This window comes from Micromonospora sp. NPDC003241 (assembly GCF_053589795.1).
This window is the reverse complement of the sequence record NZ_JBSFSO010000001.1, coordinates 68,458-93,526: the sequence shown is the minus strand read 5'-3', so window position 1 is coordinate 93,526 and position 25,069 is coordinate 68,458. Positions and strand designations below refer to the sequence as shown.

Below are 25,069 nucleotides of genomic sequence, written 5' to 3'. Positions count from 1 at the left end.
ACACCAGTTCCACCACGGGGTACGCCGTGCCGGTCAGCCGGTACGGCGTACCCCGATCCCGCGTCTGACCACCCGAACCGCAGGAGGATCCGATGACCGACGTCCGCTCACGGCAGCCGGAGGCGGCACCCGCCCCGGAGCCGGCCCCGGCCGCACCACGTGGCCGGCGGTGGCGGCCGGGAGACCTGCGGGACGGCGCGACGGCCGCGCTGCTGCCGGCCGCCGGCCTGCTGGTCGCGTTCAGTGTGTGGTGGCTGGTCGCCCGGCTGGAGCTGGTCCACCCGGCCGCCCTGCCGCCGCCCGGTGACGTGCTGAACGCCTTCCGGCTGGGTCAGGACCGACTGCTCGAACACACCATCACCACCACCGGCGAGATCCTGCTCGGCTTCCTGCTCTCGGCGGTGGCCGGCGTGCTGATCGGCCTGTCGTTGGCCGCCTCGCGGACGGTCGAGCGGATGTTCACCCCGCTGCTGGTCGCCGTCAACGCGGTCCCGAAGATCACCCTGGGACCGCTGCTGGTGGTGGCGCTCGGCTGGGGTCAGAAACCCATTCTGACGATGGTTTTCCTGCTCTGCTTCTTTCCGATCGTGCTCTCCACCGCGACCGGCCTGACCACCACCTCGGCCGAGTTGGCCGAGCTGGTCCGGTCCTGGAACGCCTCCCGCTGGCAGGCGTTCCGCAAGGTCCGCTTCCCGGCCGCGCTGCCGCAGATCTTCATCGGGCTCAAGGTCGCCATGCCGTTGGCCGCGATCGGCGCGGTGATCGGCGAGTTCCAGGCCGGTGAGGCTGGTCTCGGCTTCGTCATCGTGCAGTACGCGGGCATCGGCGACACCGCCACGGCGTGGGCGGCGATCATGCTCGTCGCCCTGGTCAGCATCCTGCTGTACACCGTGTTGGCGTTCGTCGAGCGTCGCAGCCTGCCGTGGGTGCGCGAGACCACCTCCAGCCGCTGAGCTCGCTCAGCCCGCCAGGCGCCACCGACCGTTCCGGGCGACCAGCGTGGTGAGCGCCTGCGGCATCAGCCCGGAGTGGTTGTCCGGCGTCATCCGGATCGGTCCGGACAGGCCGTCCAACTGGGACGTCTCCAGCACGTCGCGGAGGCCGTCGCGGTTGACCTGTCCGACCGGTCCGCCGGAGCGCAGTTCGGCGTCGGCGATGAGCTGGACGGCGTCCGCCGCGAAGGACGACGAACCGTGGTAGCCGCCGAAGCGGGCGGTGTAGTCCTGGAACCACTGGCGGCGGGCCGCCTTGGCCGGGGTGGTGGCGATGACGTCGTCGATCACCATGGTCTGGGTGAACACCAGGGTCGCCCGCTCCGCCGCCCGGGAGGCCGACCCGAGGAAGAGGTCGCCGGCAGCGGCGGCGTCGAGGTACAGCGCCCCGGTGAAGTCGGCCCGCTTCACCGCTGCGGCGGCGAGCATCGCCTGATCCGGCGAGGTCCAGATGATGACCCCGTCCGGGTCGGCCGCGGCCAGCGTGGCGGCCTGCCCGTCCACCTCGGTGTCCGTGCCCCGGACCGAGGCCTGGGCCACCACCCGGATACCGGCGTTGTCGAACTCGCGCTGAAGCGCGGTGACGCCCTCCCGGCCGTACGTGTCCTCGGTGTGCAGAATGCCGACCGTGTCGATGTTGCGCCGACGCAGTTCGACGGTGAGCGCGTCGGCGCTGTCCGCTGCGTTCGGTGCCAATTTGAACACGTACCGTCGTTCTGCGACCGGACTGGTGATGGCACCGGCGGCGGCGAGCGCGATGGTCGGGATCTGCTTTTCGTTGATGGTGCGCACCGCGCCGACCGCACATTCGTTGCAGCCGCCCATGATGATGGCGCTGACCGCCGAATCGTTGCTGAAGTCCGCGATGTTTCGCAGCGACTCGCTGGCGTCGGAACGATTGTCCTTCACCCGCAGATCAATCGAACGGCCGTTCAACGCACCCGACGCGTTCAACTGCTCGACCTTGAGTTCCAGCGCCTGCCGGTACGCCTTGCCGACTCCGGCCGCCGCTCCGGAGAGCTCCAGGTCGGCGGCGATGACGATCGGGCTCGTGTCCTTCGCCTCCCCGCCGAACTGGCAGCCGGCGAGCAGAGAAGCCAGCAGGGTGGATGCGAGCGCCGTGGCGGTCGCGGAGCGGAAGGGGGTCAACTCAGTCCTCCTGGTGTGGCGCGGGCGGGGCCCGGTCACTGGTGGCGGCAACCGTCCTCAGTGGATAATCGGGAAGGGTCTGCCGTACCGTGTGCGCGAAGCCTGCAAAACCTTGCCAATGCCGGGCGCTGCGGTCAAGCGGGACCACTGGAGGCGTTTCGGGACGCCGATCCCACATGTTGGGGTAACCAGATGTTTTCCGTTGCTCACTGTGGCGACATGCTTCGCCACTCTGGAGTTACATGCCCTGTTCAGGGCGCTGTGGAAATGTAGGTATTAGTTGACCGGATCACGGGATGCGCGACGTCCGACCGATTCCTGCCCGCCTGCGGCTTCCCAAACACGATCTCGTCTGATGAAATCGCGGCCGTGCCGCGCGTGGCGCTGGCCGTCGCTCCATGCACGGATCGACGGGCCAGGCGTGGAGAAAACGACGGAGGCGATGTCGTGAGCACCGGACCGACGACCCTGCCCGCCAGCGGTGACGCCGCGCCGAAGGCGCCTCGCCGCCTGTTCCGGCTGCGTGACGCGCGGATCCGGTCCAAGCTGGCGCTGATCCTGGTCGTGCCGGTCGCCGCGGTCATCGCGCTGGCCACCGTCCGTCTCGTCTCCGTCGGCGAGGGCGCCTACGACGCCACCCAGGCGCGGTCGCTGACCGCACTGTCCATCAACATCTCCGCGCTCACCAACGACCTGCACGCGGAACGGATGGCGGCGGCGGCCTATCTGGCCCAGCCGCAGCCGCAGGCCGACGCGTACAACCTGCGGGTCCGCCAGACCCAGCAACGGATCGACGCGTACCGCGCGGAGCGGTCCAAGATCGGTGAGGTGCCCAGCGCGGTCGGCGACCGCCTGCGGACCATCGACACGCACCTGGACACCCTGGACGGCACCCGGCAGGAGGTGCTCGACCGCTCCCAGATGGAGGTCGCCGAGGCGGCCCTGCGGTACGGCGTGGTCCTGGCCGACCTGGTCGCCTACGGCGACGGCCTGGCCCAGTTGCCGGGCGAGGAGCAGTTGGCCGACAGCCGCCGCGCGGTGGCCGCCTTCGCCCGGGCGAAGGCCGCCGTCGCCGAGGAGCAGTCGATCGCGTTCACCGCGTTGAGCCGGGGCCGGCTCGACAACGAGCAGTTCTCCGCGTTCGTGGCCACCCTGACCGGGCAGCAGGAGGCGCTGCTGGCCTTCTCGCTGGCCGCCGACCCCACTCAGCGGGCTCTGGTGGAGACCACCGTCTCCGGTGACGCGGTGGTGCTGGCCGACCGGATCGCCACCGACATCAGCCGCTCGGTGGGCAACCGCTCGCCGATCAGCGCCCAGGACGCCACCGCGGCGATCGGCGCGGTCAACGAGCTGATGCGCTGGGCCGAGATCGAGCTCCAGGACCAGTTGCTCGCCCAGGCCGAGCAGGCTCGTACGAACGTCATCCGGCAGGCCATCGTCGAGTCGACGCTGGTCCTGCTCACCCTGATCATCGCGGTGACGCTGGCCGTGGTGCTGGCCCGTTCGCTGAACCACTCGCTGCGGCGGCTGCGTGAGGGCGCGCTCTCGGTGGCCAACCACGACCTGCCCGAGGCGGTGCGCCGCCTCCAGGGCATGGGCAACGTCAGCGACGGCAGCGTCGACGAGATCGTCCGCGAGGTACGGGACCCGATCCAGCTCAACAACCGCGACGAGGTGGGGCAGGTCGCCCTGGCCTTCAACGTCGTACACCGGGAGGCGGTCCGGGTCGCGGCCGAACAGGCGGCCCTGCGGACCAGCGTCTCGGCGATGTTCCTCAACCTGGCCCGGCGCAGTCAGACCCTGGTCGACCGAATGATCGGCGAACTCGACGCGATCGAGCGTGGCGAGGAGGACCCGAAGCGGCTCGCCCAGCTCTTCGAGCTCGACCACCTCGCCACCCGGATGCGCCGCAACGACGAGAACCTGCTCGTGCTGGCCGGCGCGGACTCGGCCGTGCCGCGTCGCGACGACGCGTTGCTGGTGGACGTGCTGCGCGCCGCGCAGTCCGAGGTGGAGCTCTACAACCGGATCGAGTTCGGCACGGTCGACACCGACGTCTCGGTGGCCGCGCACGCGGTCAACGACGTGGTGCGGCTGGTAGCCGAGTTGCTCGACAACGCCACCCGCTTCTCGCCGCCGAACACCACCGTGGTCGCCGACGGACGCCGCATCCGCGACTACGTGCTCATCCAGATCGAGGACCGGGGCCTGGGCCTCAGCGACGAGCAGCTCGACTCGCTCAACCGGCGGCTCGCCGCGCCGTCCACCGTCGACGTGGCCGCCTTCCGGCTGATGGGTCTCGCGGTGGTCAGCCGGCTCGCGGCCCGCTACAACATCCGGGTGGAGCTGCGCCGCAACGTCGAGGGCGGCACCGTGGCGCAGATCACCCTGCCGGCCTCGACGGTGATCCTGCCGAGCCTGCGGGGCCGCGACCAGATCAACCGGCCGCGTCAGCCGCTCGCCGTCGAGCAGACCCCGCCGCCGCCACCGGCGGCCCCTACCGAGCCGCTCACCGGCGCCGGTCGCAGCAATCTCGCCACGTTGACGACCGAGCGGTGGCGTGACAGCACCCCTTCGACGACGGCGCCGTGGCCGGCCGCGAACCCGGCCCCGACACCGGAGCCGCCGGCTCCGCCGGCCCGTACCGCGCCGCCCGCCTTCGCCGGTGGCTTCAACGCCGGTACGCCGACGGTCGCCCAGCCGTCGCTCGACCCGCTGCCGCAGCGCAGCGCGCCGCCCGCCGCCCGACCCGATCCGGTGCTGCCGGCCGGTCCGGTCGCCGGGGCGCCGATGAGCGCACCCACCGCGTTCGGTGTGGGTGCCGCCCCGCAGTCCGACACCCCCTTCCGTGGCCTGGGCGCAAGCCTGGCCGCCACCGCGCCACAGGCCACCGCGCCGATCACCGCCCCGCCGGAAACCCAGGCCGAGGCGCCGATCTTCCGCGAGATGGAGGCGGTCTGGTTCCGTTCGCACGGCAACGACGCCACCGCCATCTTCAGCCGACCGCAGTTCGACGAGCCGCCGCAACCGGCTGCCGGCCCACCCACGCCGGCCGTCGAGCCGACTCGGGGACGGAGCCCGTTGCCCACTCGTACACCCGGTGCGGCAGCCGCCGCGCAGCCCGCGCCACCACCCCCGTACCAGTCGTCACCGGCTGCGTCGACCGCGACGACCGCCGCGACCACGCCGCTGCCCACGGTGACTCCGGCCGCCGCGCCGCCACCGCCGATGCCGCCGCGCGCCGCGCCGGCCACCCCGCCCCCGGCGGCGTCCCCCGCGGCGTCCCCGGCACCGGAGTCCGACGCCTGGCGGACCGCCGCCGACGAGGGCTGGACGCGGGCCAGCAAGGCGGCCGAGCCGACCCCGGCCGGCACCACCCGGTCCGGACTGCCCAAGCGGGTGCCGCAGCAACAGCTCGTCCCCGGTGGGATCGAGCCCCGGGGCGGACGTGAGCGCAGCCGCCGTACGCCGGACGAAGTACGCGGTCTGCTCTCGGCCTACCACCGTGGCGTGCAGCGCGGACGGACGGCCGGAGCGAGTCAGGACAGCACCTCGACCAAGGAGACGAGCCGATGAACAGGCCAGCGGCCATGCAGGACATGGGTTGGCTGCTCACCAACTTCGCCGACAGCGTGGCGGGAATCGCCCACGTGGTGGCGGTGTCCGCCGACGGACTGCTACTCGCTTCCTCCCGCGACCTGCCGGGGGACCGGGCGGACCAGCTAGCCGCGATCACCTCCGGCGTGGTGAGCCTGACCGAGGGTGCCGCGCGGATGTTCAGTGCCGGCGGGGTGCTGCAGACGGTCATCGAGATGGACAGCGGCTACCTGTTCCTGATGTCGATCAGCGACGGGTCGTCGATGGCCGTGCTCGCGGCGCGTAGCTGCGACGTCGGGCAGGTGGGTTACGAGATGGCACTGCTGGTCGAGCGGGTCGGAGCAGCGCTGGTGCCGCTGCCCCGGGACGCGGTGCGGTCATAACAGGGACAGCACCGGCGCAATCCCGCGTCGGTACGGAGGAGATCCGGTGGCGACATGCCGGCGGAGGGGAGAGGAGGTGATCGCGGATGGAGCAACACCGACGTGACCCGCGTGGCGCACTGGTGCGGCCGTACGCGGTCACCCGGGGACGGACCGAGCCGCGGCAGGACATCGCCTTGGAAGCGGTGCTGGTAGCCAGCCCCACCCAGATCGCCGAGTCGCGGTTTGCCGGGCATGACAAGCATCGCATCGCCATGGTCTGCGAGAGCCGGCCCGAATCGCTGGCGGAAATCGCCGCGTACACCCGGCTACCGCTGGGTGTCGCCCGGGTGTTGGTCGCCGACATGGTGGCCGAGGGCCTGTTGACGCTTCAGACGGCCGCTCCCGCCACAGGATTCGAGGAGCGGATGGAAATGCTGGGAAGGGTGCTGAGTGGACTTCGCGAGCTATGACCCCGCCGGGGCCCGCCAGAGCCGGGGAATCATCTCCGCGAAGATCGTCGTCGCGGGTGGCTTCGGTGTCGGCAAGACCACGTTGGTCGGCGCGATCTCGGAGATCACACCGCTGACCACCGAGGCGGTGATGACCGCGGCGGGCGTCGGGATCGACGACCCGTCCAAGGTGCCGGGCAAGGAGACCACCACGGTCGCCATGGACTTCGGCCGTATCACCATGGCGCAGGACCTGATCCTGTACCTCTTCGGCACACCCGGGCAGACCCGGTTCTGGTTCATGTGGGACGAGATCATTCGGGGCGCGGTGGGTGCCACGGTGCTGGTGGACACCCGCCGGATCACCGACGCGTTCGCTCCGCTCGACTACTTCGAGAGCCGCCGGCTGCCGTACGTGGTGGCGCTCAACCGGTTCGACGGCGCGCAGCAGTACGAACTGGAGGAGGTCCGCGAGGCGCTGGCCATCTCGCCGGACGTACCGCTGGTGTTGACCGACGCCCGGCAGCGCGACTCGGTCAAGCGGGTGCTGATGACCGTCGTCGAGCACGCCATGGCGCGGTTGCAGGCCGAGCACGACCGGGGCTTCCCGACCCCGGTCGGCTGAGTGTCGGCGGGAGCCCGTCGGTGGATCTCCACCGGCGGGCTCCTTCGTGCGGTCGGTGCGGTCGGTGCGGTCAGTCGACCCGCAGCCGGTAACCGCGTTTGACGACCGTCTGCACCACCCGGGGGGCCTTGAGGCCGGCGCGCAGTCGGGCCACCGCCATCTCCACCGCGTGCTCGTCGGCACCGCGCGGCAACGTCCGCAGCAGGGCGGTACGCGACAGCACCCGGCCCGGCGTCTGGGCCAGCGCCCGCAGCACCGCCATCGGCGCCGGGGCGAGCGGTCTCAACTCGCCGTCCATCACCGCCGCGTGTCCCCGCAGGGTGAGCAGGTGTCCGGCGGCCTTGATGGTGACCGTCCGGCGGGGCAGTTCGTCGACGATGGTGCGGACCAGCGCCCCCAACCTGGCCCGGCTCGGCGCGCTCACCGGCACGCCCCGGCGCACCAGCGGCTCGGCGGTGACCGGGCCGACACAACTGGCCAGCACGTCACCGCGCAGGGCCTCCAGCACCGTCTCCGTGCGGTCACCGGCGGCCCGCAGCAACGCCTCCGCGGCCGGCGCCGAGGTGAACGTGACCGCGTCCACCAACCGGCCGGCCACCAGGTCGACCAGCCGGTGCAGCGGGGCCGGGTCGGTGGGCGGGGCCCACCGGTAGACCGGGATCTCGATGACCGTGGCTCCGGCGTCCTCCAGCGCGCGGGTGCACTCCGGTTGCCGCTCGCCGTGCAACTGCATGGCGATCACCTGCCCGGCCACGCCCCGCCGACGCAGGTGGTCGACCACCTCGTCGCAGCTCTCCGACTCCGGGGACCACTGGTCGTGCAGCCCGGCGGCCCGGATCGCGCCCCGGGCCTTGGGGCCCCGGGCCACCACGTACGCGCCGCCGAGCACCGAGCGCAGCGGTTCGGCCAGGCCCCAGCCCTCGGCGGCCTCCAGCCACCCGCGCATACCGATCCCGGTGTTCGCCATCAACACGTCCGGTGGACGGTCCAGGCAGGTCCGGGTCGCCTCGCGCAACTCGGTGTCGTCGGCGAGCGGCACTATCCGCAGGGCGGGAGCGAGCACCACCCGGGCACCGCGCCGTTGTAGCAGCGCGGCGAGTTCGTCCCGCCGTCGGTCGGCGGTCACCCCGATGGTGAAGCCGGCCAGTTCCTCGCCCATTCACCCCTCCTGTCGCAGCCGCACCTCGACCATGCCGTCCCGGCAACGGATCTCGTGCCGGGCCACGGCGACGCCGGGCAGGTCGAGACAAACCCCCGTACGCAGGTCGTACACCTGCTTGTGCAGCGGCGAGGCGACCGTGGGCACGCCCTGCCGGCTGCCCACGATGCCCCGGGACAGCACGTACGCCTCGGCGACCGGGTCGCGGTTGTCGATCGCGTACAGCCCGTCCTCGGTGCGGAAGAGCGCCACCTGCACCCCGTCGACGAGGGCGGCGACGCCCCGGTCCGGGTCCAGCCGGTCCAGCGGGCAGACCGCGTGCCAGCGCAGCGTCGTCGTCGCGATGCTCATCGCCGTACCTCCGGCAGTCCGAGGGTGACCGGCTGGCGGACGTCGGATGCGGGTGACCGACCGCCGACCGGGACGGGTTGTCCGCGTTCGGTGGCGAAGGTGATCGACGGGTCGGGTACGTCCGGCGCGTTGACGAAGGAGGTGAACCGGCGCAGCCGGTCGGGGTCGTCGAGCACGTCCCGCCACTCGTCCGAGTAGGACGTGACGTGCCGGGCCATCGCGGCGTCCAGGTCCGCGCAGAGGCCGAGCGAGTCGTCCACGATCACCGACCGGAGGTGGTCGAGGCCGCCCTCCATCGCCTCGATCCAGGCGGCGGTGCGTTGCAGCCGGTCGGCGGTGCGGACGTAGTACATCAGGAACCGGTCGATCGTCCTGATCAGCGCCTCGGTGGACAGGTCGGTGGCGAACAGGTCGGCGTGCCGGGGCCGGAAGCCTCCGTTGCCGCCGACGTAGAGGTTCCAGCCGGTCTCGGTGGCGATGATGCCGAAGTCCTTACTGCGTGCCTCGGCGCACTCCCGGGCGCAGCCGGAGACCGCCGACTTGAGCTTGTGTGGCGCGCGTAGTCCCCGGTAGCGCAGCTCCAGCGTGACGGCCAGCCCGACCGCGTCCTGCACCCCGTACCGGCACCAGGTGGAGCCCACGCAGGACTTCACCGTCCGCAGCGCCTTGCCGTACGCGTGCCCGGACTCGAAACCGGCGTCGACCAGTCGACGCCAGATCTGCGGCAACTGGTCGACCCGCGCGCCGAACAGGTCGATCCGCTGCCCGCCGGTGATCTTGGTGTAGAGCCGGAAGTCGCGGGCCACCTCACCGATGACGATCAGCTTTTCCGGGGTGATCTCCCCGCCCGGGATCCGCGGCACCACCGAGTAGCTGCCGTCGCGTTGCAGGTTCGCCAGGAAGTGGTCGTTGGTGTCCTGCAAGGACGCCTGCTCGCCGTCGAGGATGTGCCCGCCGCCGAGCGAGGCGAGGATCGAGGCGACGACCGGCTTGCAGATGTCGCAGCCCCGCCCCCGACCGTGCTCGGCGATCAGCCGGGAGAACGTCCGGATGCCGCGTACCCGGACGATGTCGAACAGCTCCTGGCGGCTGACGTCGAAGTGCTCGCACAGCGCCCGGGACTGGACCACACCGGCCGCGTCGAGCAACTGCTTGAGCATCGGGACGCACGAGCCGCAACTGGTGCCGGCCCGGGTGCACGCCTTCACCGCCGGCACGTCCGCGCAGCCGGCCGCGATCGCCGCGTCCACGTCGCCCCGGGTGACCGCGTTGCAGGAGCAGACCTGGGCGGACGCGGGCAGCGCGCTCGCCGCCGCACCCGCCGCCTGCTCGGGGGCGAGCAACGCCAGCGGTGCGGCCGGCAACGGCCCGCCGACGCTGGCCCGCAACGTCGGGTACGCCGACGCGTCGCCCACCAGCACCCCGCCGAGCAGCGTCGTCGCGTCGTCGGAGAGGACCAGCTTGGCGTAGACCCGGGTGGCCGGATCGGTCCAGGTCACGTCCAGGCACCCGGGCGTGGTGCCGTGCGCGTCACCGAAGGAGGCCACGTCGACACCGAGCAGCTTGAGCTTGGTGGCGGTGTCCGCACCCGGGAAGGTGGCCTCCCCGCCGACCAGCCGATCGGCCACCACCTCGGCCATCGCGTACCCGGGGGCGACCAGCCCGTAGCAGGTGCCCTGCACCGCCGCGCACTCGCCGACCGCGTAGATCCGCTCGTCGGAGGTGCGGCAGGCGTCGTCGACCAGTACGCCGCCGCGCGGGCCGACCTCCAACCCGACCGCACGGGCCAGCTCGTCACGAGGCCGGATGCCGGCGGCCACCACCACCAGGTCGGTGTCGAGCAGCGTGCCGTCGGCCAACTCCAGGGCGCCGACCGTGCCGTCCGGGCCCGGCCGCAACGCGGTGGTCGCCACCCCCAGGTGACAGGCCACGCCCAGCTCCTCGACGTAGCGGCGCAGCATCGCGCCACCGGCCGTGTCGACCTGCACCGGCATCAACCGGGGTGCGAACTCCACCACGCGGGTGGCCAGCCCGAGCAGGCGCAGCGCGTTCGCCGCCTCCAGGCCGAGCAGACCGCCGCCGATCACCGCGCCGGAACGTCGGCCCCGGGCGTGCTCGCGGATCGCCGCGAGATCGTCCAGCGTCCGATAGACGAACACCCCCGGCAGATCCGTACCCGCCACCGGCGGCACGAACGCCGACGAACCGGTGGCCAGGACCAGCACGTCGTACGGGTGCTCGCCGCTCGCCGTGGTCACCACCCGGCGGGCCCGGTCCACACCGACGGCCGGCTCGCCGAGGCGCAACTCGACGCCGTCGTGCGGGGTGTGCAGGTTCAACTCGTCCGCGTCGGCCCCGTCGAAGTACGCGGAGAGCCGCACCCGGTCGTACGCGGGTCGGGTCTCCTCGGCGAGGACGGTGACCCGCCACCGTCCCTGCGGATCGCGCGACCGCACCGCGTCGACGAACCGTTGCCCGACCATGCCGTTGCCGATCACGACCACGCTGCCGCCGGTCATCGTCCCACCTCCACCGGATCCGATCTGGACAACCAGTCGACGATGCCGGCGACCGCGTCGCGGCATCCGCCGCAGCCGGTCCCGGCCCTGGTCCCGGCGACGACCTCGTCGACGGTGCGGGCTCCGCCGCGCCAGCAGGCCACCAGGGCGCCCTTGCTGACCGTGTTGCACTGGCACACCGTGGCCGCGTCCGGCATCAGCGCCGGGGAGGCGGCCGGGGCGGCGACGGCACCACCGAGCGACCGGCCCAGCAGCAGCGCCCGCCGGTCGGCGGGGACCGGTTGACCCCGGTCGAAGAGCTGGACCACGGTGCCCACCGACGGGTTGTCGCCGAGCAGGATCGCCCCGGCCAGTCGCTCGTCGTGGATCCGCAACCGCGCGTACGTGCCCCGGGCCGGGTCGGCGAAGGTCAGCTCCTCGCCGGGGCCACCGGTCGGGTCACCCATCGAGGCCAGGTCGATGCCGGCCGCCTTGAGCCGGGTCACCACCGGCCGGGGCCGGTACCGGGCCGACGAATCCTCCCCGGTCAGCAGGTGGGCGACCACCCGGGCCTGCGCCCAGGCCGGTGCCACCAGCCCCGTTGGTGCGGCGCCGTGCTGGGCGCAGTCACCGATCGCCGAGATCCGCTCGTCGTCGGTCCGCAGCCGGTCGTCGACCAGCACGCCCCGGTCCACCGCCAATCCGGCCGCCTCGGCCAGGGCGGTCTCCGGGCGTACCCCGCACGCCAGCACCAGCAGGTCGGCGTCGAGGGACCGGCCGTCGGACAGCTCCATGCGTACCCCGGTGGCGTCCGCCGCGAGCGCCGTCGGGGTGACGGCCAGATGGGTGGTCACCCCCAGGCCGGCGAGCGTACCGGCCAGCATCGTGGCGGCCACGGCGTCGAGCTGCCGCTCCATCAGGTACGGCACCCGGTGCACCACCGCGACGTCGAGTCCCCGGGCGGCGAGTCCCCGGGCCGCCTCCAGGCCGAGCAGCCCGCCACCGAGCACCAGTGCCCGCCGGGCGCCTCGGGCCGTCGCGATGATGCGCCGGCAGTCGTCCAGGGTGCGGAACGCGATCACCCGGTCCGGCAGGTGCGCCGGATCGAGCCCGGGCAGCGGCGGCACCACCGCCCGCGCACCCGTGGCGAGCACCAGGTGGTCGTAGCGGATCCGGTCGCCGTCGTCGGTGCGTACCTCCCGGGCGGTCCGGTCGACGGCCCGGACGGCGACCCCGGTGCGGACGTCGACACCCCGCCCGGCGGCCTCCGCCAGCTCCACGTCCAGCTCGCTGATCTTGCCGGTGAGCAGCGTGGACAACATGATCCGGTTGTACGCCCGGTGCGGCTCCGCACCGAGCACGGTGACCTTCAGGTCCCCGCCCCGCCCGCGTAGCTCGCTCGCCAACCGGGCACCGGCCATCCCGTTGCCGACCACGACCACCCGATCGCCGCGCATGCCGCCGCTGGACTGCTGATCCGCTCGCTGGCGCTCGGTCATGTCACCGCTCCGCTGCGCTCCGCGTCGCCATGACGTCCGGCGTCCTGTCCGGTCGCTCGCTGGTGCTCGCTTGCTCCCGCTCCGCTGCGCTCCGCGTCCTCTTGAGGGACCTTCTCCAGGCGGACGGCGCAGATCTTGAACTCGGGCATGCCGGAGATCGGGTCGACCGCGTCGTTGGTGACGGAGTTGGCCCGTGCCGCGCCGCCCCAGTGGAACGGCGCGAAGACGGTGTCCGGCCGGATCGCCGGGCTCAGCCGGGCAGGCGCCCGGAACTCGCCCCGCCGGGAGACCACCCGGAGCGGCTCGCCGTCGGTCACCCCGAGCCGGTCGGCTAGGTCGGGGTGCAGCTCCACGAACGCGTCGGGAGCGGCCCGGCGCAGCGCCGCCACCCGGCGGGTCTGGGTGCCCGACTGGTACTGGGCGAGTACCCGGCCGGTGGTGAAGTACAGCGGATACTCCGGACAGACCTCCTCGGCCGCCGGCCGGTGCTCCACCGGGTGGAACCGGGCCAGCCCGTCCGGAGTAGCGAACCGGTCCGCGAAGAGTCGGGGCGAGTCCGGCTCGTCACTGCGAGGGCAGGGCCAGAACACCCCGTCTGCTTCGTCGATACGGTCCCAACTGATCCCGGCGTAGTCGGCGAGCCCGCCCGCCGAGGCCCGCCGAAGTTCCTCGAACACGGCCTGCGGATCCGCCCCCGCCGGACCCGCAGCCGCGTCGGCACCCGAACCCGCACCCGCACCCGCGTCGGCACCTGCACCCGCACCCGCGTCGGCACCTGCACCCGCACCCGCGTCGGCACCTGCACCCGCGCCTGCGCCTGCGGCGGATGTTAGGAGGGGACCCTTGCTATGCACGAGGCGATAGGAAGGGACCCTTCCTTTCATCGCTAGGCGGGTGGTGAGGTCGGCGAGGATGGCGAGGTCGGTGCGGACGCCGGTCGGCGGGGGGCGGAGCGCGCGTCGGCGCAGCACCCGTCCCTCCAGGTTGGTCATGGTGCCGTCCTCCTCGGCCCACTGCGCCGTCGGCAGCACCACGTCGGCCAGCGCGGCGGTCTCGGAGAGCAGGAAGTCGGCGACGACGAGCAGGTCCAGGTCGCGCAGCCGGTTCTCGATCCGGGCCGCGCGCGGCGCGGAGACCACCGGGTTGGAGCCGAAGACGAGCAACGCCCGGGGCCCGTCGGCGGTGCCCAGCGAATCGAGCAACTGGTACGCCGGCACGCCGGGACCGGGCAACTCGTCCTCGGGTACGCCCCAGACCGCCGCGACGTGCGCCCGGGCCGCCGGATCGTCGATCTTGCGGTATCCGGGGAGCTGGTCGGCCTTCTGCCCGTGCTCCCGGCCACCCTGGCCGTTGCCCTGCCCGGTCAGGCAGCCGTACCCGGAGCCGGGCCGTCCGGGCAGCCCGAGGGCGAGCGCCAGGTTGACGAAGGCGGTGACCATGTCGACGCCCTTGGCGTGCTGCTCCGCGCCCCGGGCGGTGAGGATGATCGCCCGTTCGGCGGTGCCGAGGGCTCGGGCGGTCGCCTCCAGGTCGGCCACCGGCACGCCGGAGAGCGCCTCGGCCCGGGCCGGCCACCAGCCCGCCACGGTACGGCGTACGTCGGTGAAGCCCCGGGTTCGGGTGGCGACGTACGACCCGTCGACGTAGCCCTCGGTCAGCGCGATGTGCAGCAGCGCGTTGGCGACCGCCAGGTCGGTGCCGGGCAGGGGTTGCAGGTGCAGGTCCGCCTGCCGGGCGGTGGCGGTGGCGCGCGGGTCGACCACGATCAGCGTGCCGCCGCGTTGCCGCTGCTCGGTCAGCCAGCGCACCAGCGGTGGCATGGTCTCGGCCGGGTTCGCGCCGACCAGCAGCAGGGTGTCCGCCCGGCCCAGGTCGGCCAGCGGGAACGGCAGTCCCCGGTCGACCCCGAAGGCCCGCATCCCGGCGGCGGCGGCCGAGGACATGCAGAACCGTCCGTTGTAGTCGATGTGCCGGGTGCGCAGCGCCACGCGGGCGAACTTGCCCAGCGTGTACGCCTTCTCGTTGGTGAGCCCGCCGCCGCCGAAGACGGCCACGGCGTCGCGGCCGTGCCGCTGCTGCACCTCGCCCAGTCCGGTGACGATGCGGTCCAGCGCGGCGTCCCAGCTCGCCGGTTGCAGTCGGCCGGTGGCCGGGTCGCGCAGCAGCGGGGTGGTCAGCCGGTCGGGGTGGTCGAGCAGCTCGGCGGAGGTCCAGCCCTTCTGGCAGAGGCCGCCCCGGTTGGTCGGGAAGTCCCGGGGGAGTACGGAGATCCGGGCCTCTTCCTGGCGCAGCGTCATCCCACACTGGAGGGCGCAGTACGGGCAGTGTGTCGCCACCTCCCGGGGCGCTCGCCCCGGTCGAGTCGCGAACCGTGCACCGTCTGTCATGTCGGCAAAGCGTGCCGTTGGGCGGTTTCCGGTCAGCGTCCCGTTTGTTTCGGCCCTGTCAAGAGCGCCTCACACCGCACGTCGGCTGCGCGCGGGGTCGAGGGGTCTACAATATGGGACAAGAATCCTGATATTCGGGAAGGTCTCGGCGAAGGGTATCGACATGGATGTGGCTCAGGCGTTCGACGCGGTGGCCGGCAGCTACGACGCCGCGCGGCGACGACTGGTGCCCTGTTTCGACGGGTTCTACGGCACCGCCGTCGAGGTCGTCGAGCCGGCGCTGCGCGCCGCCCGCGCCGCCGGGCGTACCCCCGAGGTGTTGGATCTGGGCGCCGGCACCGGTCTGCTGTCGTCGCTGGTCGCCGCCGCCGTGCCCGGCGTCCGGCTGACCCTCGTCGACGCCGCGCCGAAGATGCTGGCCGTCGCCGCCGAGCAGCTCACCGGTCGTGGCGTGCCGCACCGGGTGGTGGTGGCCGACCTGACCGACCCGCTGCCCGACGGACGCTACGACGCCGTGGTCAGCGCGCTCGCCGTGCACCACCTCGACGACGCCGGCAAGCGGGACCTCTACCGGCGGGCCGCCGAGGCCCTGGTGCCCGGCGGCGTCTTCGTCAACGCCGAGCAGGTCGCCGGCCCGACGGCCGAGCTGGACCGGCGCTACCACGAGGTCTGGTTGGCGCAGATCACCGCGCGCGGCTCCGACGCCGACGAGATCGCCGCCGCCGCGCAGCGGATGGCGTACGACCGGCCCGCGTCCGTGGGGGAGCAGTGCCGCTGGCTGTCCGAGGCGGGGCTGACCGAGGTGGACTGCTTCTTCAAGGCGTGGCGATTCGCCGTCTTCGGCGGCCGGGCCCCGGGCGTCACCGGCCCGACCGTCGGGTGACCGCTCGCGGTATCCGATGGATGACTGATGGTCATACCAGCGGGTAGTCTGACCGGCATGACAGCCAAGGTGACTCTGTCGTTCTCCGACGAGACGATCGCGGAGGCCCGGCGGTTCGCCAAGCGCGAAGGGCTCTCCCTGTCGGCCTGGATGGACCAGGCGGCCCGGGAGAAGGCCCTGCGTGAGGTCTTCGCGGCGCACGCCGCCGCGGTCGGGCGGGCGGGACTGGACCTGGAGTCGGCCTCGCTGGCCGACGCACAGGAGGTGGGCATGGTCGACGATCTGCTCTTCGGTGGTCGCCCGCGTGCTGCGTAGGGGCGAGGTCTGGCGGATCGCCGGGGCCCGCGAGCGACTCGGGCTCGTGATCAGCTCGGACGTCTACAACTCCACCGCGGTGCCCATCGTCATCGTCGCCGAGGTGGTCGAGGCGGCGCTGCTGCGCGACTCGCCCCTGGCGGTGCGGATGGGCGGCTGGGTGGTGATGCCGGACCGGATCTCGTCACCGATGAAGAAGTGGTTCGCCGAGTGCGTGGACGTGGCCGACGTCGAGACCATGCGGCAGATCGACCGGGCGCTGCGCATCCTCCAGCAGCTCTGACCGTCCCGTTCCTCACCACCGACGCGCGGCGCCGGTGCGCTCCCCGTTGCGCCGCCGACCCCGAGGACGAACGCCACGGTAACGCTCGATTCCTAGCTTCGGCGCATGACCACCACGAGCGCGCGCCCCGAGGTTATCGAGGACAAGCCGGACCTGGACCGCCGACCCGGTCGCTGGATCGGGCACTGGACGCCGGAGGATCCGGGATTCTGGCGTACGACCGGCAGTCGGATCGCCCGGCGCAACCTCATCTGGTCGATCTTCGCCGAGCACATCGGCTTCTCGGTGTGGCTGCTCTGGAGCATCGTCGTCGTCCGGCTCGGTGACGCCGGATGGCAGTTGACCACCAGCCAGGCGCTCTGGCTGACCGCCGTACCGAGCGGGGTGGGTGCGCTGCTGCGGCTGCCGTACACCTTCGCCGTGCCGGTGTTCGGCGGACGGAACTGGACGGTCGTCTCCGCGCTGTTGCTGATCGTGCCCTGCGCCGGTCTGGCCTGGGCGGTCGAGTATCCCGAGATCGGCTTCCTGCCGCTGCTGCTGATCGCCGCCAGCGCCGGCTTCGGTGGCGGCAACTTCGCCTCCAGCATGGCCAACATCTCCTTCTTCTATCCGGAACGCGAGAAGGGCTGGGCGCTGGGACTCAACGCGGCCGGCGGCAACATCGGCGTCGCGGTGGTGCAGTTCGTCGTGCCGCAGGTGATCGTGCTCGGCGGCGGGCTCGTGCTGGCCCGGGCCGGGCTGATGTACATCCCGCTCGCGGTGATCGCCGCGGTCTGCGCGTACCTCTTCATGGACAACCTGGTCGAGGCCAAGGCCGACGTCGGGCCGGTCTGGTCGTCGTTGCGGCACCGGGACACCTGGGTCATGTCCCTGCTCTACATCGGCACCTTCGGCTCGTTCATCGGCTACTCGGCGGCCTTCCCGACGCTGCTCACCTCGGTGTTCGGCCGACCGGACACGGCGCTGGCCTGGGCGTTCCTCGGTGCCGCGGTGGGCTCGTTCTGCCGGCCCTTCGGCGGTCGCCTGGCCGACCTCGTCGGCGGCGCCCGGGTCACCGTGGTCAGCTTCGTGCTGATGGCCGTCGGCGCGCTGGCCGCCCTCTGGTCGGTGGAGCGGCGCAGCATGACCCTCTTCTTCGCGGCCTTCCTGCTGCTCTTCGTCGCCACCGGAGTGGGCAACGGCTCGACCTACCGGATGATCAGCAAGATCTTCCGCGTCAAGGGCGAGGACCTCGGCGGTACCCCGGAGGTGATGCTGGCAATGCGCCGGCAGGCCGCCGGCGCGCTGGGCATCATCTCCTCGGTCGGCGCCTTCGGCGGCTTCCTGGTGCCGATCTGTTACGCCTGGGCCCGGTCGACCTACGGCGGGATCCAGCCGGCACTGCGCTTCTATGTGGGCTTCTTCCTGGTGTTGCTGGCGGTCACCTGGGTGGCGTACCTGCGACCGGGGTCCCGGATGGCGCGGGCCCGGGTCTGAGGGGGTATTGTCCCTCCATCCGGCGCGCCAACCGGACCCCCGTTTTGACCGGCCGACGGGGCTACGGGTATCGTTGCCTGCTGTTGTACGACATCTGTGGGCGTGCCGCCTAAGGTACGCTTGGTCGTTCGTGCGCGCTGGTCCGACCGGGAAGCCCTGGTCACCTCGGCGCGCTACCCCAGACCGACGACGAGACAAGGTAGACCTGTGCGTACGTACAGCCCGAAGCCGGGTGAGATCGAGCGTCAGTGGCACGTCATCGACGCCTCTGATGTCGTGCTGGGCCGCCTGGCCACCCACGCCGCCACGCTGCTGCGGGGCAAGCACAAGCCGACTTTCGCGCCGCACGTCGACACGGGCGACTTCGTCGTCATCGTGAACGCGGGCAAGGTCGCGCTGACCGGTAACAAGCGTCAGCAGAAGATCGCCTACCGCCACTCCGGCTACCCGGGCGGCCTGAAGCAGGTCGGCTACGAGGAGCTGCTCGCCAAGCGCCCCGAGCGGGCCATCGAGCTGGCTGTCAAGGGGATGCTCCCGCACAACAAGCTCGGCCGTCAGCTGATCAAGAAGCTGAAGGTCTACGCCGGTGCCGAGCACCCGCACGGCGCGCAGCAGCCGGCGCCGTTCGAGATCAAGCAGATCGCGCAGTGAGCGCGGGCGAAGGAAGCAGCATGACCGACATCACCGCCACCGAGGTCGCCCCCGAGGCCACCGAGGCGCCGGCGCCCGTCGCCCGCGCGCCTCGTGGTGACCGCCCGATCCAGACCGTGGGTCGGCGCAAGGAAGCCATCGTCCGGGTCCGGATCGTGCCGGGCACGGGCAAGATCACTTGCAACGGGCGCGACCTCGAAGCGTACTTCCCGAGCAAGGTGCACCAGCAGCTCATCAAGGACCCGCTGGTCACCGCCGAGAAGCCCGAGGCGTTCGACGTGATCGCCAACCTGCGGGGCGGCGGCACCACCGGCCAGGCCGGTGCGCTGCGGCTGGCCATCGCCCGGGCGCTGATCGTCAACGAGCCCGACGACCGCCCGGCCCTGAAGAAGGCCGGCTTCCTGACCCGTGACGCCCGGGTCAAGGAGAGCAAGAAGTACGGCCTCAAGAAGGCCCGTAAGGCTCCTCAGTACTCGAAGCGCTGATCTCCAGCCGCACCTTGTACTTCTGACGGACGGCCGGTCCACCTCCCTCGACACGGGGAGGTGGACCGGCCGTCCGCTTTTCACCTACAACGGCAGTTTCATCGGAGGTTGGTGGGTATGGGCCGCTTGTTCGGCACGGACGGCGTACGCGGGCGGGCGAACGTCGACCTCACCCCGGAGTTGGCGCTCTCGGTGGCCGTCGCCGCCGCGCACACCCTCGCCGAGTCGGATCGCAGTCACGCCCCGATCGCCGTGGTCGGTCGGGACACCCGTGCCAGTGGCGAGATGCTGGAGGCGGCCGTGGTCGCCGGACTGACCAGCGCCGGTGCGACGGTGGTCCGGGTCGGCGTGCTGCCCACCCCGGCGGTGGCGTTCCTCACCGCCGAGGCCAAGGCGGATCTCGGGGTGATGCTCTCCGCCTCGCACAACCCGATGCCGGACAACGGGATCAAGCTCTTCGCGGCCGGTGGGCACAAGCTGCCCGACGAGATCGAGATGCGGATCGAGGCGGCCATCGAGGCCAACGCCACCACCGCCTGGAAGCGGCCGGTCGGCGCGGGGGTGGGGCGGGTGCACGACCTGCTCGACGGTGCCGACCACTACGTGCAGCACCTGGCCGGCACCGTGCCGCATCGGCTCGACGGGATCAAGGTCGTGGTGGACTGCGCCAACGGCGCCGCCGCCGAGGTCGCCCCGGCCGCGTACCGGGAGGCCGGTGCCGAGGTCGTCGCGATCTACGCCGAGCCGGACGGGCTCAACATCAACGACGAGTGCGGCTCGAACCACATCGCCGCCCTGCAACAGGCCGTGGTCGAGCACGGCGCGCACCTCGGCATCGCGCACGACGGCGACGCCGACCGCTGCGTGGCGGTCACCGCCGACGGCGACGAGGTCGACGGCGACCAGGTCATGGCGATCCTGGCGCTGGCCATGCGGGAGGCCGGCACGCTGACCGGGGACACCCTGGTCGCCACCGTGATGAGCAACCTCGGTCTGCGCCTGGCCATGTCCGCCGAGGGCATCCGGCTAGTCGAGACCAAGGTGGGCGACCGGTACGTGCTGGAGGAGTTGCGCGCCTCCGGGCTGGCGCTGGGCGGCGAGCAGAGTGGACACATCGTCCTGCCCGCGTACGCCACCACCGGCGACGGGGTGCTGACCGGGCTGCACCTGATGGCCCGGATGGCCGCCACCGGCCGTACCCTGGCGGACCTCGCGGCGGTGGTGACCAAGCTGCCGCAGGTGCTGATCAACGTGCCGGTCGGTGACCGCACCGTCGGTGCCGCCGCGCCCGCCGTGCGCGCCGAGGTGGAACGCGCCGAGGCCGAGCTGGGTGAGACCGGACGGGTGCTGCTGCGGCCCTCGGGCACCGAGCCGCTGGTGCGGGTGATGGTCGAGGCGGCCACCGAGGCGACCGCGCGGGAGGTCGCCGAGCGGATCGCCGAACACGTCCGCACGGCCAGCCCGGCCTGACCGAGGTGACGGCCGAGCCGCTACACGCGGCATGACGGCCGTGCTGCCCCCTGCCCGGAGGTGTGTCGTGCGACCATGACGACCGCCGTCCCGCCCGACCGCCCCCTTTCCTGGAGGTGACCGTGTCTCACCCCGGCTCCCTCGGCGCCGTCGACCAGCCCGCCGACCTCCCGTCGGACGCGACCGCGTCGGACGCGCCGGAGAGCTGGCTCGGGGCCCGCTGGGGACGGCTGCTCGCGATCCTGCTGGCGTTGGGGCTGATCGCCGCCTCGGTGGCGGTGCCGTGGTCCGAGGTGTCGCTGCGGGTGCTGGGCAGCCGGGACGACTCGCTGATCCACCAGGACTCCACCGCCGCGCTGAGTCTCACCGAGATCGGCGGCTGGGGCTGGGCCTACCTGGCCGTACTGCTGCCGCTGATCATGCTGGCGTTGGCCGCGACGGTGCTGGACGGGCGGGCCGGACGCGCGGCGGCCGTGGCGGCGGGCGGCGCCCTGCTGGCCATGTCGACGGTGCTGGTCGGTGCCGCCCACCGGGTCTCGTCCGGGCCGGACGAGGCCGCGACCCGCTGGGCGGAGGTCGTCCGGCGGCTGACGCCGGTGCTCGACGACGACTACGGGGCGATCCGGTTCGGCTACGACAGCCTGGGCCTGACGTTCGCGGTGCTCGGCGTGGCGACCCTGGCGGGGGTCGTCCTGGCAAGTTGGTGGCCGGGTGCCGGCCGGTTCGTGGTGGCGGGCGCCGGCACCGTGGCCCTGCTCGCCGGCCTCGCGGCACCGTGGGTGACCGTGTACGGCGTGACCGCCACCGAGCTGGACCGCAGCACCTACCGATGGTTCGGCCTGGGCACCGCCTCGGTGGTCGTCATGGTCGGCACCGTGGCGCTGGCCGCCCTGGTCTGGTGGGCTGCGGCGCGCCGGTCGACCCGGTGGCGGCTGCCGCTGCTGCTCGTGACGGTGCCGGTGGCGCTCGCGCTCTTCATCGCCCACGATTTCCTCCGGCTGAACCCGGAGCAGTGGCAGGACGCCGCCGAGCGGGCCCGCTTCCTCGCGGTCACCCACGACATCCGGTCCGCCGCCGAGCTGGCTCAGCTCGCGCCGGTGCTCCTTCTCGTCGCGATGGTGCTGACCTGGTCGGCGGCGCGCCGCCGGACCCGGGCACAGTGACCGCCGGGTCAGGCGTGCGCGCCTGCCCGGCGTAGGCGGGCCACCGCCTCGGTCAGCACCTCGGGGCGCTTGCAGAACGCGAACCGCACCAGCCGTCGGCCCGCCTCCGGATCGTCGTAGAAGACCTGGGTGGGTACCGCCACCACGCCGCAGCGGTCCGGCAGCGTACGGCAGAAGTCGACACCGTCGGTGCCGCCGAGCCCGGTGATGTCGGTGGTGACGAAGTACGTCCCCTCCGGCGTGAGCACGTCGAAGCCGGCGTCGCCGAGCCCGCTGATCAGCTGGTCGCGGCGGGCCTGCATGCCGGCCCGGAACTCGGTGAAATAGGCGTCGGGCAGGGCGAGGGCCACCGCGACGGCCGGTTGCAGCGGCGCGGCGTTGACGAAGGTGAGGAACTGCTTGACCCGCAGCACCGCCGAGACGAGGGCCGCCGGGCCGCTGACCCAGCCCACCTTCCAACCGGTGCAGGAGAAGGTCTTGCCGGCCGACGAGACGCGCAACGTGCGCTCGCGCATTCCGGGCAGCGTGGCCAGCGGGACGTGCCCGGTCGACGCGTCGGTGAAGACCAGGTGCTCGTACACCTCGTCGGTGACCGCGTACGCGCCGTGCTCCTGGCACAGCTCGGCGATCAGCGACAACTCGGCCGGGGTGAAGACCTTGCCGGTCGGGTTGTGCGGGGAGTTCAGCAGCACCAGTCGGGTCCGGGGCCCGAACGCGGCCCGCAGCTCCGCCGGGTCGAAGGCGTACCGGCCGTCGTCGGCGGGCCGCAGCGTGACGGGTCGCCGGACCGCGCCGGCCAGGGTGACCGAGGCGGCGTACGAGTCGTAGTAGGGCTCGAAGCAGACCACCTCGTCGCCCGGCTCGCAGAGGCCGAGGATCGCCGCGGCGATCGCCTCGGTGGCGCCTGCGGTGATCACCACCTCGCCGTCCGGGTCGTACTCCAGGCCCCAGAAGCGACGTTGGTGTGCCGCCACGGCCGCGCGCAACTCCGGGACGCCGGGGCCGGGTGGGTACTGGTTCCGTCCGGAACGCAGCGCCTCGGCGGCGGCGGCCAGCATCTCGGGCGGGCCGTCGGTGTCCGGGAAACCCTGCCCGAGGTTCACCGCACCGGTACGGACGGCCAGAGCGGACATCTCGGCGAAAACCGTCGTCCCGAACGGGCGCATCCGGCTCACCAGCGGGTCGACATCGGTGCTCGTCACACCGTCAGGGTACGGGTGGGCCCGGTCGTCCCGCCCCGGCCCGGCTGGGTGTTCGGTGACGCTGATCACCGGTGTTGCGCTAATCGCTCAAATTCAGTGATTGTTTACCCCGCTTTCGCGCAGACATCGTGAGCGGATCTAGTTAGGCTGCGACCCATGTGTGGAATCGTGGGGTACGCCGGCAGTCGGCCGGCGCTCGGTATCGTGCTCGACGGCCTGCGGCGGCTGGAGTACCGCGGCTACGACTCGGCGGGCGTCGCCGTGGTCTGCGACGGGCAACTGCTGACCGAGAAGAAGGCCGGCAAGCTGGCCAACCTGGAGAAGGTGCTCTCGGAGCGCGCCGCCGAGGACCCGGACGCCTGCGGAGCCAGCCCGATCGGCATCGGCGACGGCACCACGGGCATCGGACACACCCGGTGGGCCACCCACGGCGGCCCCACGGACCGCAACGCCCACCCGCACCTGTCGCCCGACGGCCGGGTCGCGGTGATCCACAACGGCATCATCGAGAACTTCGCCAAGCTCCGCGCCGAGCTGGAGGACGACGGCGTCCAGTTCGCCAGCGACACCGACACCGAGTGTGCCGCGCACCTGCTCGCCAAGGCGCTGGCCGAGCTGCGGGCCGCCGGCCACCCGGACGGGCCGCAGTTGCTCGCCGCCGCCATGCGGGTGGTCTGCCAGCGGCTGGAGGGCGCCTTTACGCTGCTCGCGGTGGACTCCGGGGTGCCCGGGGCCGTCGTCGGCGCGCGGCGCAACTCGCCCCTGGTGGTGGGACGCGGCAACGGGGAGAACTACCTCGCCAGCGACGTGGCCGCGTTCATCGAGCACACCCGCGAGGCGGTCGAGCTGGGCCAGGACCAGATCGTCCTGATCACCGCCGACACCATCGAGATCACCGACTTCGCCGGTCAGCCGGCCACCGGCAAGGACTTCCACATCGACTGGGACTCCTCGGCCGCGGAGAAGGGTGGCTACGACTGGTTCATGCTCAAGGAGATCGAGGAGCAGCCGCAGGCCGTCGCCGACACGCTGCTGGGCCGGATGACCGAGACCGGCGAGATCATGCTCGACGAGGTCCGCCTCAGCGACCAGGACCTGCGCGACGTCGACAAGATCTTCATCGTCGCCTGCGGCACCGCGTACCACTCCGGCATGGTCGCCAAGTACGCCATCGAGCACTGGACCCGGATCCCCTGCGAGGTGGAGCTGGCCAGCGAGTTCCGCTACCGCGACCCGGTGCTGGACCGGTCCACCCTGATCGTGGTGATCTCGCAGTCCGGCGAGACCATGGACACCCTGATGGCGTTGCGGCATGCCAAGGAGCAGAAGGCCCGGGTGCTGGCCATCTGCAACACCAACGGCTCCACCATCCCCCGGGAGTCCGACGCGGTGCTCTATACCCACGGCGGGCCGGAGATCGCCGTCGCCTCGACCAAGGCGTTCCTCACCCAGTTGGCCGCCTGCTATCTGATCGGTCTGCACCTGGCCCAGGTGCGAGGGGTCAAGTTCGCCGACGAGGTGGCGGCCGTGCTCGACCAACTGCACCAGGTGCCGGACAAGCTGCGGGAACTGCTCGGGCGGATCGAGCCGGTCCGGGAGCTGGCCCGGGAGCTGAAGTCCGCGCCGACGGTGCTGTTCATCGGCCGCCACGTCGGCTACCCGGTGGCGCTGGAGGGTGCGCTCAAGCTCAAGGAGTTGGCGTACATGCACGCCGAGGGCTTCGCCGCGGGTGAACTCAAGCACGGCCCGATCGCGCTGATCGACCAGGGCACCCCGGTGATCTGCGTGGTGCCGTCGCCGGTCGGTCGCGGGCTGCTGCACGACAAGGTCGTCTCCAACATCCAGGAGGTACGCGCCCGGGGCGCCCGCACCATCGTGATCGCCGAGGAGGGCGACGAGGCGGTCGTCCGCTACGCCGACCATCTGATCTACGTCCCGCGTACCCCGACGCTGCTCGCCCCGCTGGTGACCACCGTGCCGTTGCAGGTGCTCGCGGCCGAGATCGCCGCCGCCCGGGGACACGACGTCGACCAGCCGCGCAACCTGGCGAAGTCGGTCACCGTCGAGTAG

20 protein-coding genes and 2 pseudogenes are annotated in these 25,069 nt (G+C 72.2%); 14 read left to right on the top strand and 8 right to left on the bottom strand.

Going from position 1 to position 25,069, the window contains the following annotated elements; all coding sequences use genetic code 11:
- Positions 1 to 92 precede the first annotated feature (92 nt).
- Positions 93 to 953, top strand: coding sequence for an ABC transporter permease (locus tag ACWDVW_RS00420; protein WP_449942993.1), 861 nt, complete (start codon positions 93 to 95; stop codon positions 951 to 953).
- A gap of 6 nt (positions 954 to 959) precedes the next feature.
- On the opposite strand, the gene ACWDVW_RS00415 is transcribed toward ACWDVW_RS00420, so the two are convergent.
- A complete protein-coding gene (locus tag ACWDVW_RS00415) occupies positions 960 to 2,141 on the bottom strand; it encodes an ABC transporter substrate-binding protein (RefSeq protein WP_449942990.1) in 1,182 nt (393 codons plus the stop codon).
- Positions 2,142 to 2,588: 447 nt separating this feature from the next.
- On the opposite strand from ACWDVW_RS00415, the gene ACWDVW_RS00410 reads away from it, so the two are divergent.
- The 4 genes from ACWDVW_RS00410 (at position 2,589) to ACWDVW_RS00395 (ending at position 7,177) form a co-directional block, all read left to right on the top strand.
- Positions 2,589 to 5,717: a sensor histidine kinase gene (locus tag ACWDVW_RS00410; protein WP_449942987.1), complete on the top strand. Its 3,129-nt coding sequence runs from the start codon at positions 2,589 to 2,591 to the stop codon at positions 5,715 to 5,717.
- A complete protein-coding gene (locus ACWDVW_RS00405; RefSeq protein ID WP_007465177.1) occupies positions 5,714 to 6,121 on the top strand; it encodes a roadblock/LC7 domain-containing protein in 408 nt (135 codons plus the stop codon). The genes ACWDVW_RS00410 and ACWDVW_RS00405 overlap by 4 nt, the downstream gene beginning before the upstream one ends.
- 86 nt (positions 6,122 to 6,207) lie before the next feature.
- Positions 6,208 to 6,573 carry a DUF742 domain-containing protein gene (locus ACWDVW_RS00400; RefSeq protein WP_117226208.1) on the top strand — a complete coding sequence of 122 codons (366 nt, stop codon included), beginning with the start codon at positions 6,208 to 6,210 and terminating at the stop codon, positions 6,571 to 6,573.
- Positions 6,554 to 7,177 carry a GTP-binding protein gene (locus tag ACWDVW_RS00395; RefSeq protein ID WP_117226207.1) on the top strand — a complete coding sequence of 208 codons (624 nt, stop codon included), beginning with the start codon at positions 6,554 to 6,556 and terminating at the stop codon, positions 7,175 to 7,177. Before ACWDVW_RS00400 ends, ACWDVW_RS00395 begins: the two co-directional genes overlap by 20 nt.
- Positions 7,178 to 7,247: 70 nt before the next feature.
- Here the strand turns inward: ACWDVW_RS00395 and ACWDVW_RS00390 are convergent, their stop codons facing one another.
- The 6 genes and pseudogenes from ACWDVW_RS00390 to ACWDVW_RS00365 form a co-directional block, all read right to left on the bottom strand.
- Entirely contained in the window at positions 7,248 to 8,336 is a 1,089-nt protein-coding gene (locus ACWDVW_RS00390) for a uroporphyrinogen-III synthase (RefSeq protein ID WP_449942984.1), read from the bottom strand.
- Entirely contained in the window at positions 8,337 to 8,687 is a 351-nt protein-coding gene (nirD, locus tag ACWDVW_RS00385; RefSeq protein WP_396741657.1) for a nitrite reductase small subunit NirD, read from the bottom strand.
- Positions 8,684 to 11,206: a nitrite reductase large subunit NirB gene (nirB, locus tag ACWDVW_RS00380; protein WP_449942981.1), complete on the bottom strand. Its 2,523-nt coding sequence runs from the start codon at positions 11,204 to 11,206 to the stop codon at positions 8,684 to 8,686. Before nirB ends, nirD begins: the two co-directional genes overlap by 4 nt.
- On the bottom strand, positions 11,203 to 12,642 hold the full coding sequence (locus ACWDVW_RS00375) for an FAD-dependent oxidoreductase (protein WP_449943493.1): 1,440 nt from the start codon (positions 12,640 to 12,642) through the stop codon (positions 11,203 to 11,205). The genes nirB and ACWDVW_RS00375 overlap by 4 nt, the downstream gene beginning before the upstream one ends.
- Positions 12,643 to 12,791: 149 nt before the next feature.
- Positions 12,792 to 13,370: pseudogene (locus tag ACWDVW_RS00370) on the bottom strand (molybdopterin oxidoreductase family protein); the annotation flags it as partial.
- A 195-nt stretch (positions 13,371 to 13,565) separates the two neighbouring features.
- A pseudogene (locus ACWDVW_RS00365) lies at positions 13,566 to 15,071 on the bottom strand (molybdopterin oxidoreductase family protein); the annotation flags it as partial.
- A gap of 163 nt (positions 15,072 to 15,234) precedes the next feature.
- Here ACWDVW_RS00365 and ACWDVW_RS00360 point away from each other — a divergent pair.
- The 8 genes from ACWDVW_RS00360 to ACWDVW_RS00325 all read left to right on the top strand — a co-directional run bounded on the left by ACWDVW_RS00360 (position 15,235) and on the right by ACWDVW_RS00325 (position 21,797).
- Positions 15,235 to 15,954 (top strand): class I SAM-dependent methyltransferase, encoded by a 720-nt coding sequence (locus ACWDVW_RS00360; protein WP_449942979.1) that lies wholly within the window; start codon positions 15,235 to 15,237, stop codon positions 15,952 to 15,954.
- A gap of 27 nt (positions 15,955 to 15,981) precedes the next feature.
- Positions 15,982 to 16,269, top strand: coding sequence for a hypothetical protein (locus ACWDVW_RS00355; protein ID WP_387260316.1), 288 nt, complete (start codon positions 15,982 to 15,984; stop codon positions 16,267 to 16,269).
- A complete protein-coding gene (locus ACWDVW_RS00350) occupies positions 16,247 to 16,552 on the top strand; it encodes a type II toxin-antitoxin system PemK/MazF family toxin (RefSeq protein ID WP_449942975.1) in 306 nt (101 codons plus the stop codon). The genes ACWDVW_RS00355 and ACWDVW_RS00350 overlap by 23 nt, the downstream gene beginning before the upstream one ends.
- A gap of 105 nt (positions 16,553 to 16,657) precedes the next feature.
- A complete protein-coding gene (locus tag ACWDVW_RS00345) occupies positions 16,658 to 18,028 on the top strand; it encodes an MFS transporter (protein ID WP_449942973.1) in 1,371 nt (456 codons plus the stop codon).
- Positions 18,029 to 18,235: 207 nt separating this feature from the next.
- Complete coding sequence (rplM, locus tag ACWDVW_RS00340) at positions 18,236 to 18,679, top strand: 50S ribosomal protein L13 (protein WP_350692820.1); 444 nt, start codon at positions 18,236 to 18,238, stop codon at positions 18,677 to 18,679.
- A 20-nt stretch (positions 18,680 to 18,699) separates the two neighbouring features.
- The gene (rpsI, locus tag ACWDVW_RS00335; protein ID WP_102658823.1) at positions 18,700 to 19,164 is read left to right on the top strand and encodes a 30S ribosomal protein S9; all 465 of its coding nucleotides are present in this window, start codon (positions 18,700 to 18,702) and stop codon (positions 19,162 to 19,164) included.
- Positions 19,165 to 19,281: 117 nt separating this feature from the next.
- Positions 19,282 to 20,634, top strand: coding sequence for a phosphoglucosamine mutase (glmM, locus tag ACWDVW_RS00330; RefSeq protein WP_449942969.1), 1,353 nt, complete (start codon positions 19,282 to 19,284; stop codon positions 20,632 to 20,634).
- Positions 20,635 to 20,756: 122 nt separating this feature from the next.
- Positions 20,757 to 21,797, top strand: coding sequence for a hypothetical protein (locus ACWDVW_RS00325; protein WP_449942966.1), 1,041 nt, complete (start codon positions 20,757 to 20,759; stop codon positions 21,795 to 21,797).
- A gap of 8 nt (positions 21,798 to 21,805) precedes the next feature.
- Here the strand turns inward: ACWDVW_RS00325 and ACWDVW_RS00320 are convergent, their stop codons facing one another.
- Positions 21,806 to 22,999 carry a pyridoxal phosphate-dependent aminotransferase gene (locus tag ACWDVW_RS00320; protein ID WP_350692814.1) on the bottom strand — a complete coding sequence of 398 codons (1,194 nt, stop codon included), beginning with the start codon at positions 22,997 to 22,999 and terminating at the stop codon, positions 21,806 to 21,808.
- A gap of 156 nt (positions 23,000 to 23,155) precedes the next feature.
- On the opposite strand from ACWDVW_RS00320, the gene glmS reads away from it, so the two are divergent.
- Positions 23,156 to 25,069: a glutamine--fructose-6-phosphate transaminase (isomerizing) gene (gene glmS, locus ACWDVW_RS00315; protein ID WP_350692812.1), complete on the top strand. Its 1,914-nt coding sequence runs from the start codon at positions 23,156 to 23,158 to the stop codon at positions 25,067 to 25,069.

Excerpts from the sequence above, each read along its gene's own strand:
- ACWDVW_RS00420 (WP_449942993.1), top strand. The coding sequence starts at position 93 with ATGACCGACGTCCGCTCACGGCAGCCGGAGGCGGCACCCGCCCCGGAG.
- ACWDVW_RS00405 (WP_007465177.1), top strand. The coding sequence starts at position 5,714 with ATGAACAGGCCAGCGGCCATGCAGGACATGGGTTGGCTGCTCACCAAC.
- ACWDVW_RS00400 (WP_117226208.1), top strand. The coding sequence starts at position 6,208 with ATGGAGCAACACCGACGTGACCCGCGTGGCGCACTGGTGCGGCCGTAC.
- ACWDVW_RS00390 (WP_449942984.1), bottom strand. The coding sequence starts at position 8,336 with ATGGGCGAGGAACTGGCCGGCTTCACCATCGGGGTGACCGCCGACCGA.
- nirD (WP_396741657.1), bottom strand. The coding sequence starts at position 8,687 with ATGAGCATCGCGACGACGACGCTGCGCTGGCACGCGGTCTGCCCGCTG.
- nirB (WP_449942981.1), bottom strand. The coding sequence starts at position 11,206 with ATGACCGGCGGCAGCGTGGTCGTGATCGGCAACGGCATGGTCGGGCAA.
- ACWDVW_RS00375 (WP_449943493.1), bottom strand. The coding sequence starts at position 12,642 with ATGCGCGGCGATCGGGTGGTCGTGGTCGGCAACGGGATGGCCGGTGCC.
- ACWDVW_RS00360 (WP_449942979.1), top strand. The coding sequence starts at position 15,235 with ATGGATGTGGCTCAGGCGTTCGACGCGGTGGCCGGCAGCTACGACGCC.
- ACWDVW_RS00355 (WP_387260316.1), top strand. The coding sequence starts at position 15,982 with ATGGTCATACCAGCGGGTAGTCTGACCGGCATGACAGCCAAGGTGACT.
- ACWDVW_RS00345 (WP_449942973.1), top strand. The coding sequence starts at position 16,658 with ATGACCACCACGAGCGCGCGCCCCGAGGTTATCGAGGACAAGCCGGAC.
- rpsI (WP_102658823.1), top strand. The coding sequence starts at position 18,700 with ATGACCGACATCACCGCCACCGAGGTCGCCCCCGAGGCCACCGAGGCG.
- glmM (WP_449942969.1), top strand. The coding sequence starts at position 19,282 with ATGGGCCGCTTGTTCGGCACGGACGGCGTACGCGGGCGGGCGAACGTC.
- glmS (WP_350692812.1), top strand. The coding sequence starts at position 23,156 with ATGTGTGGAATCGTGGGGTACGCCGGCAGTCGGCCGGCGCTCGGTATC.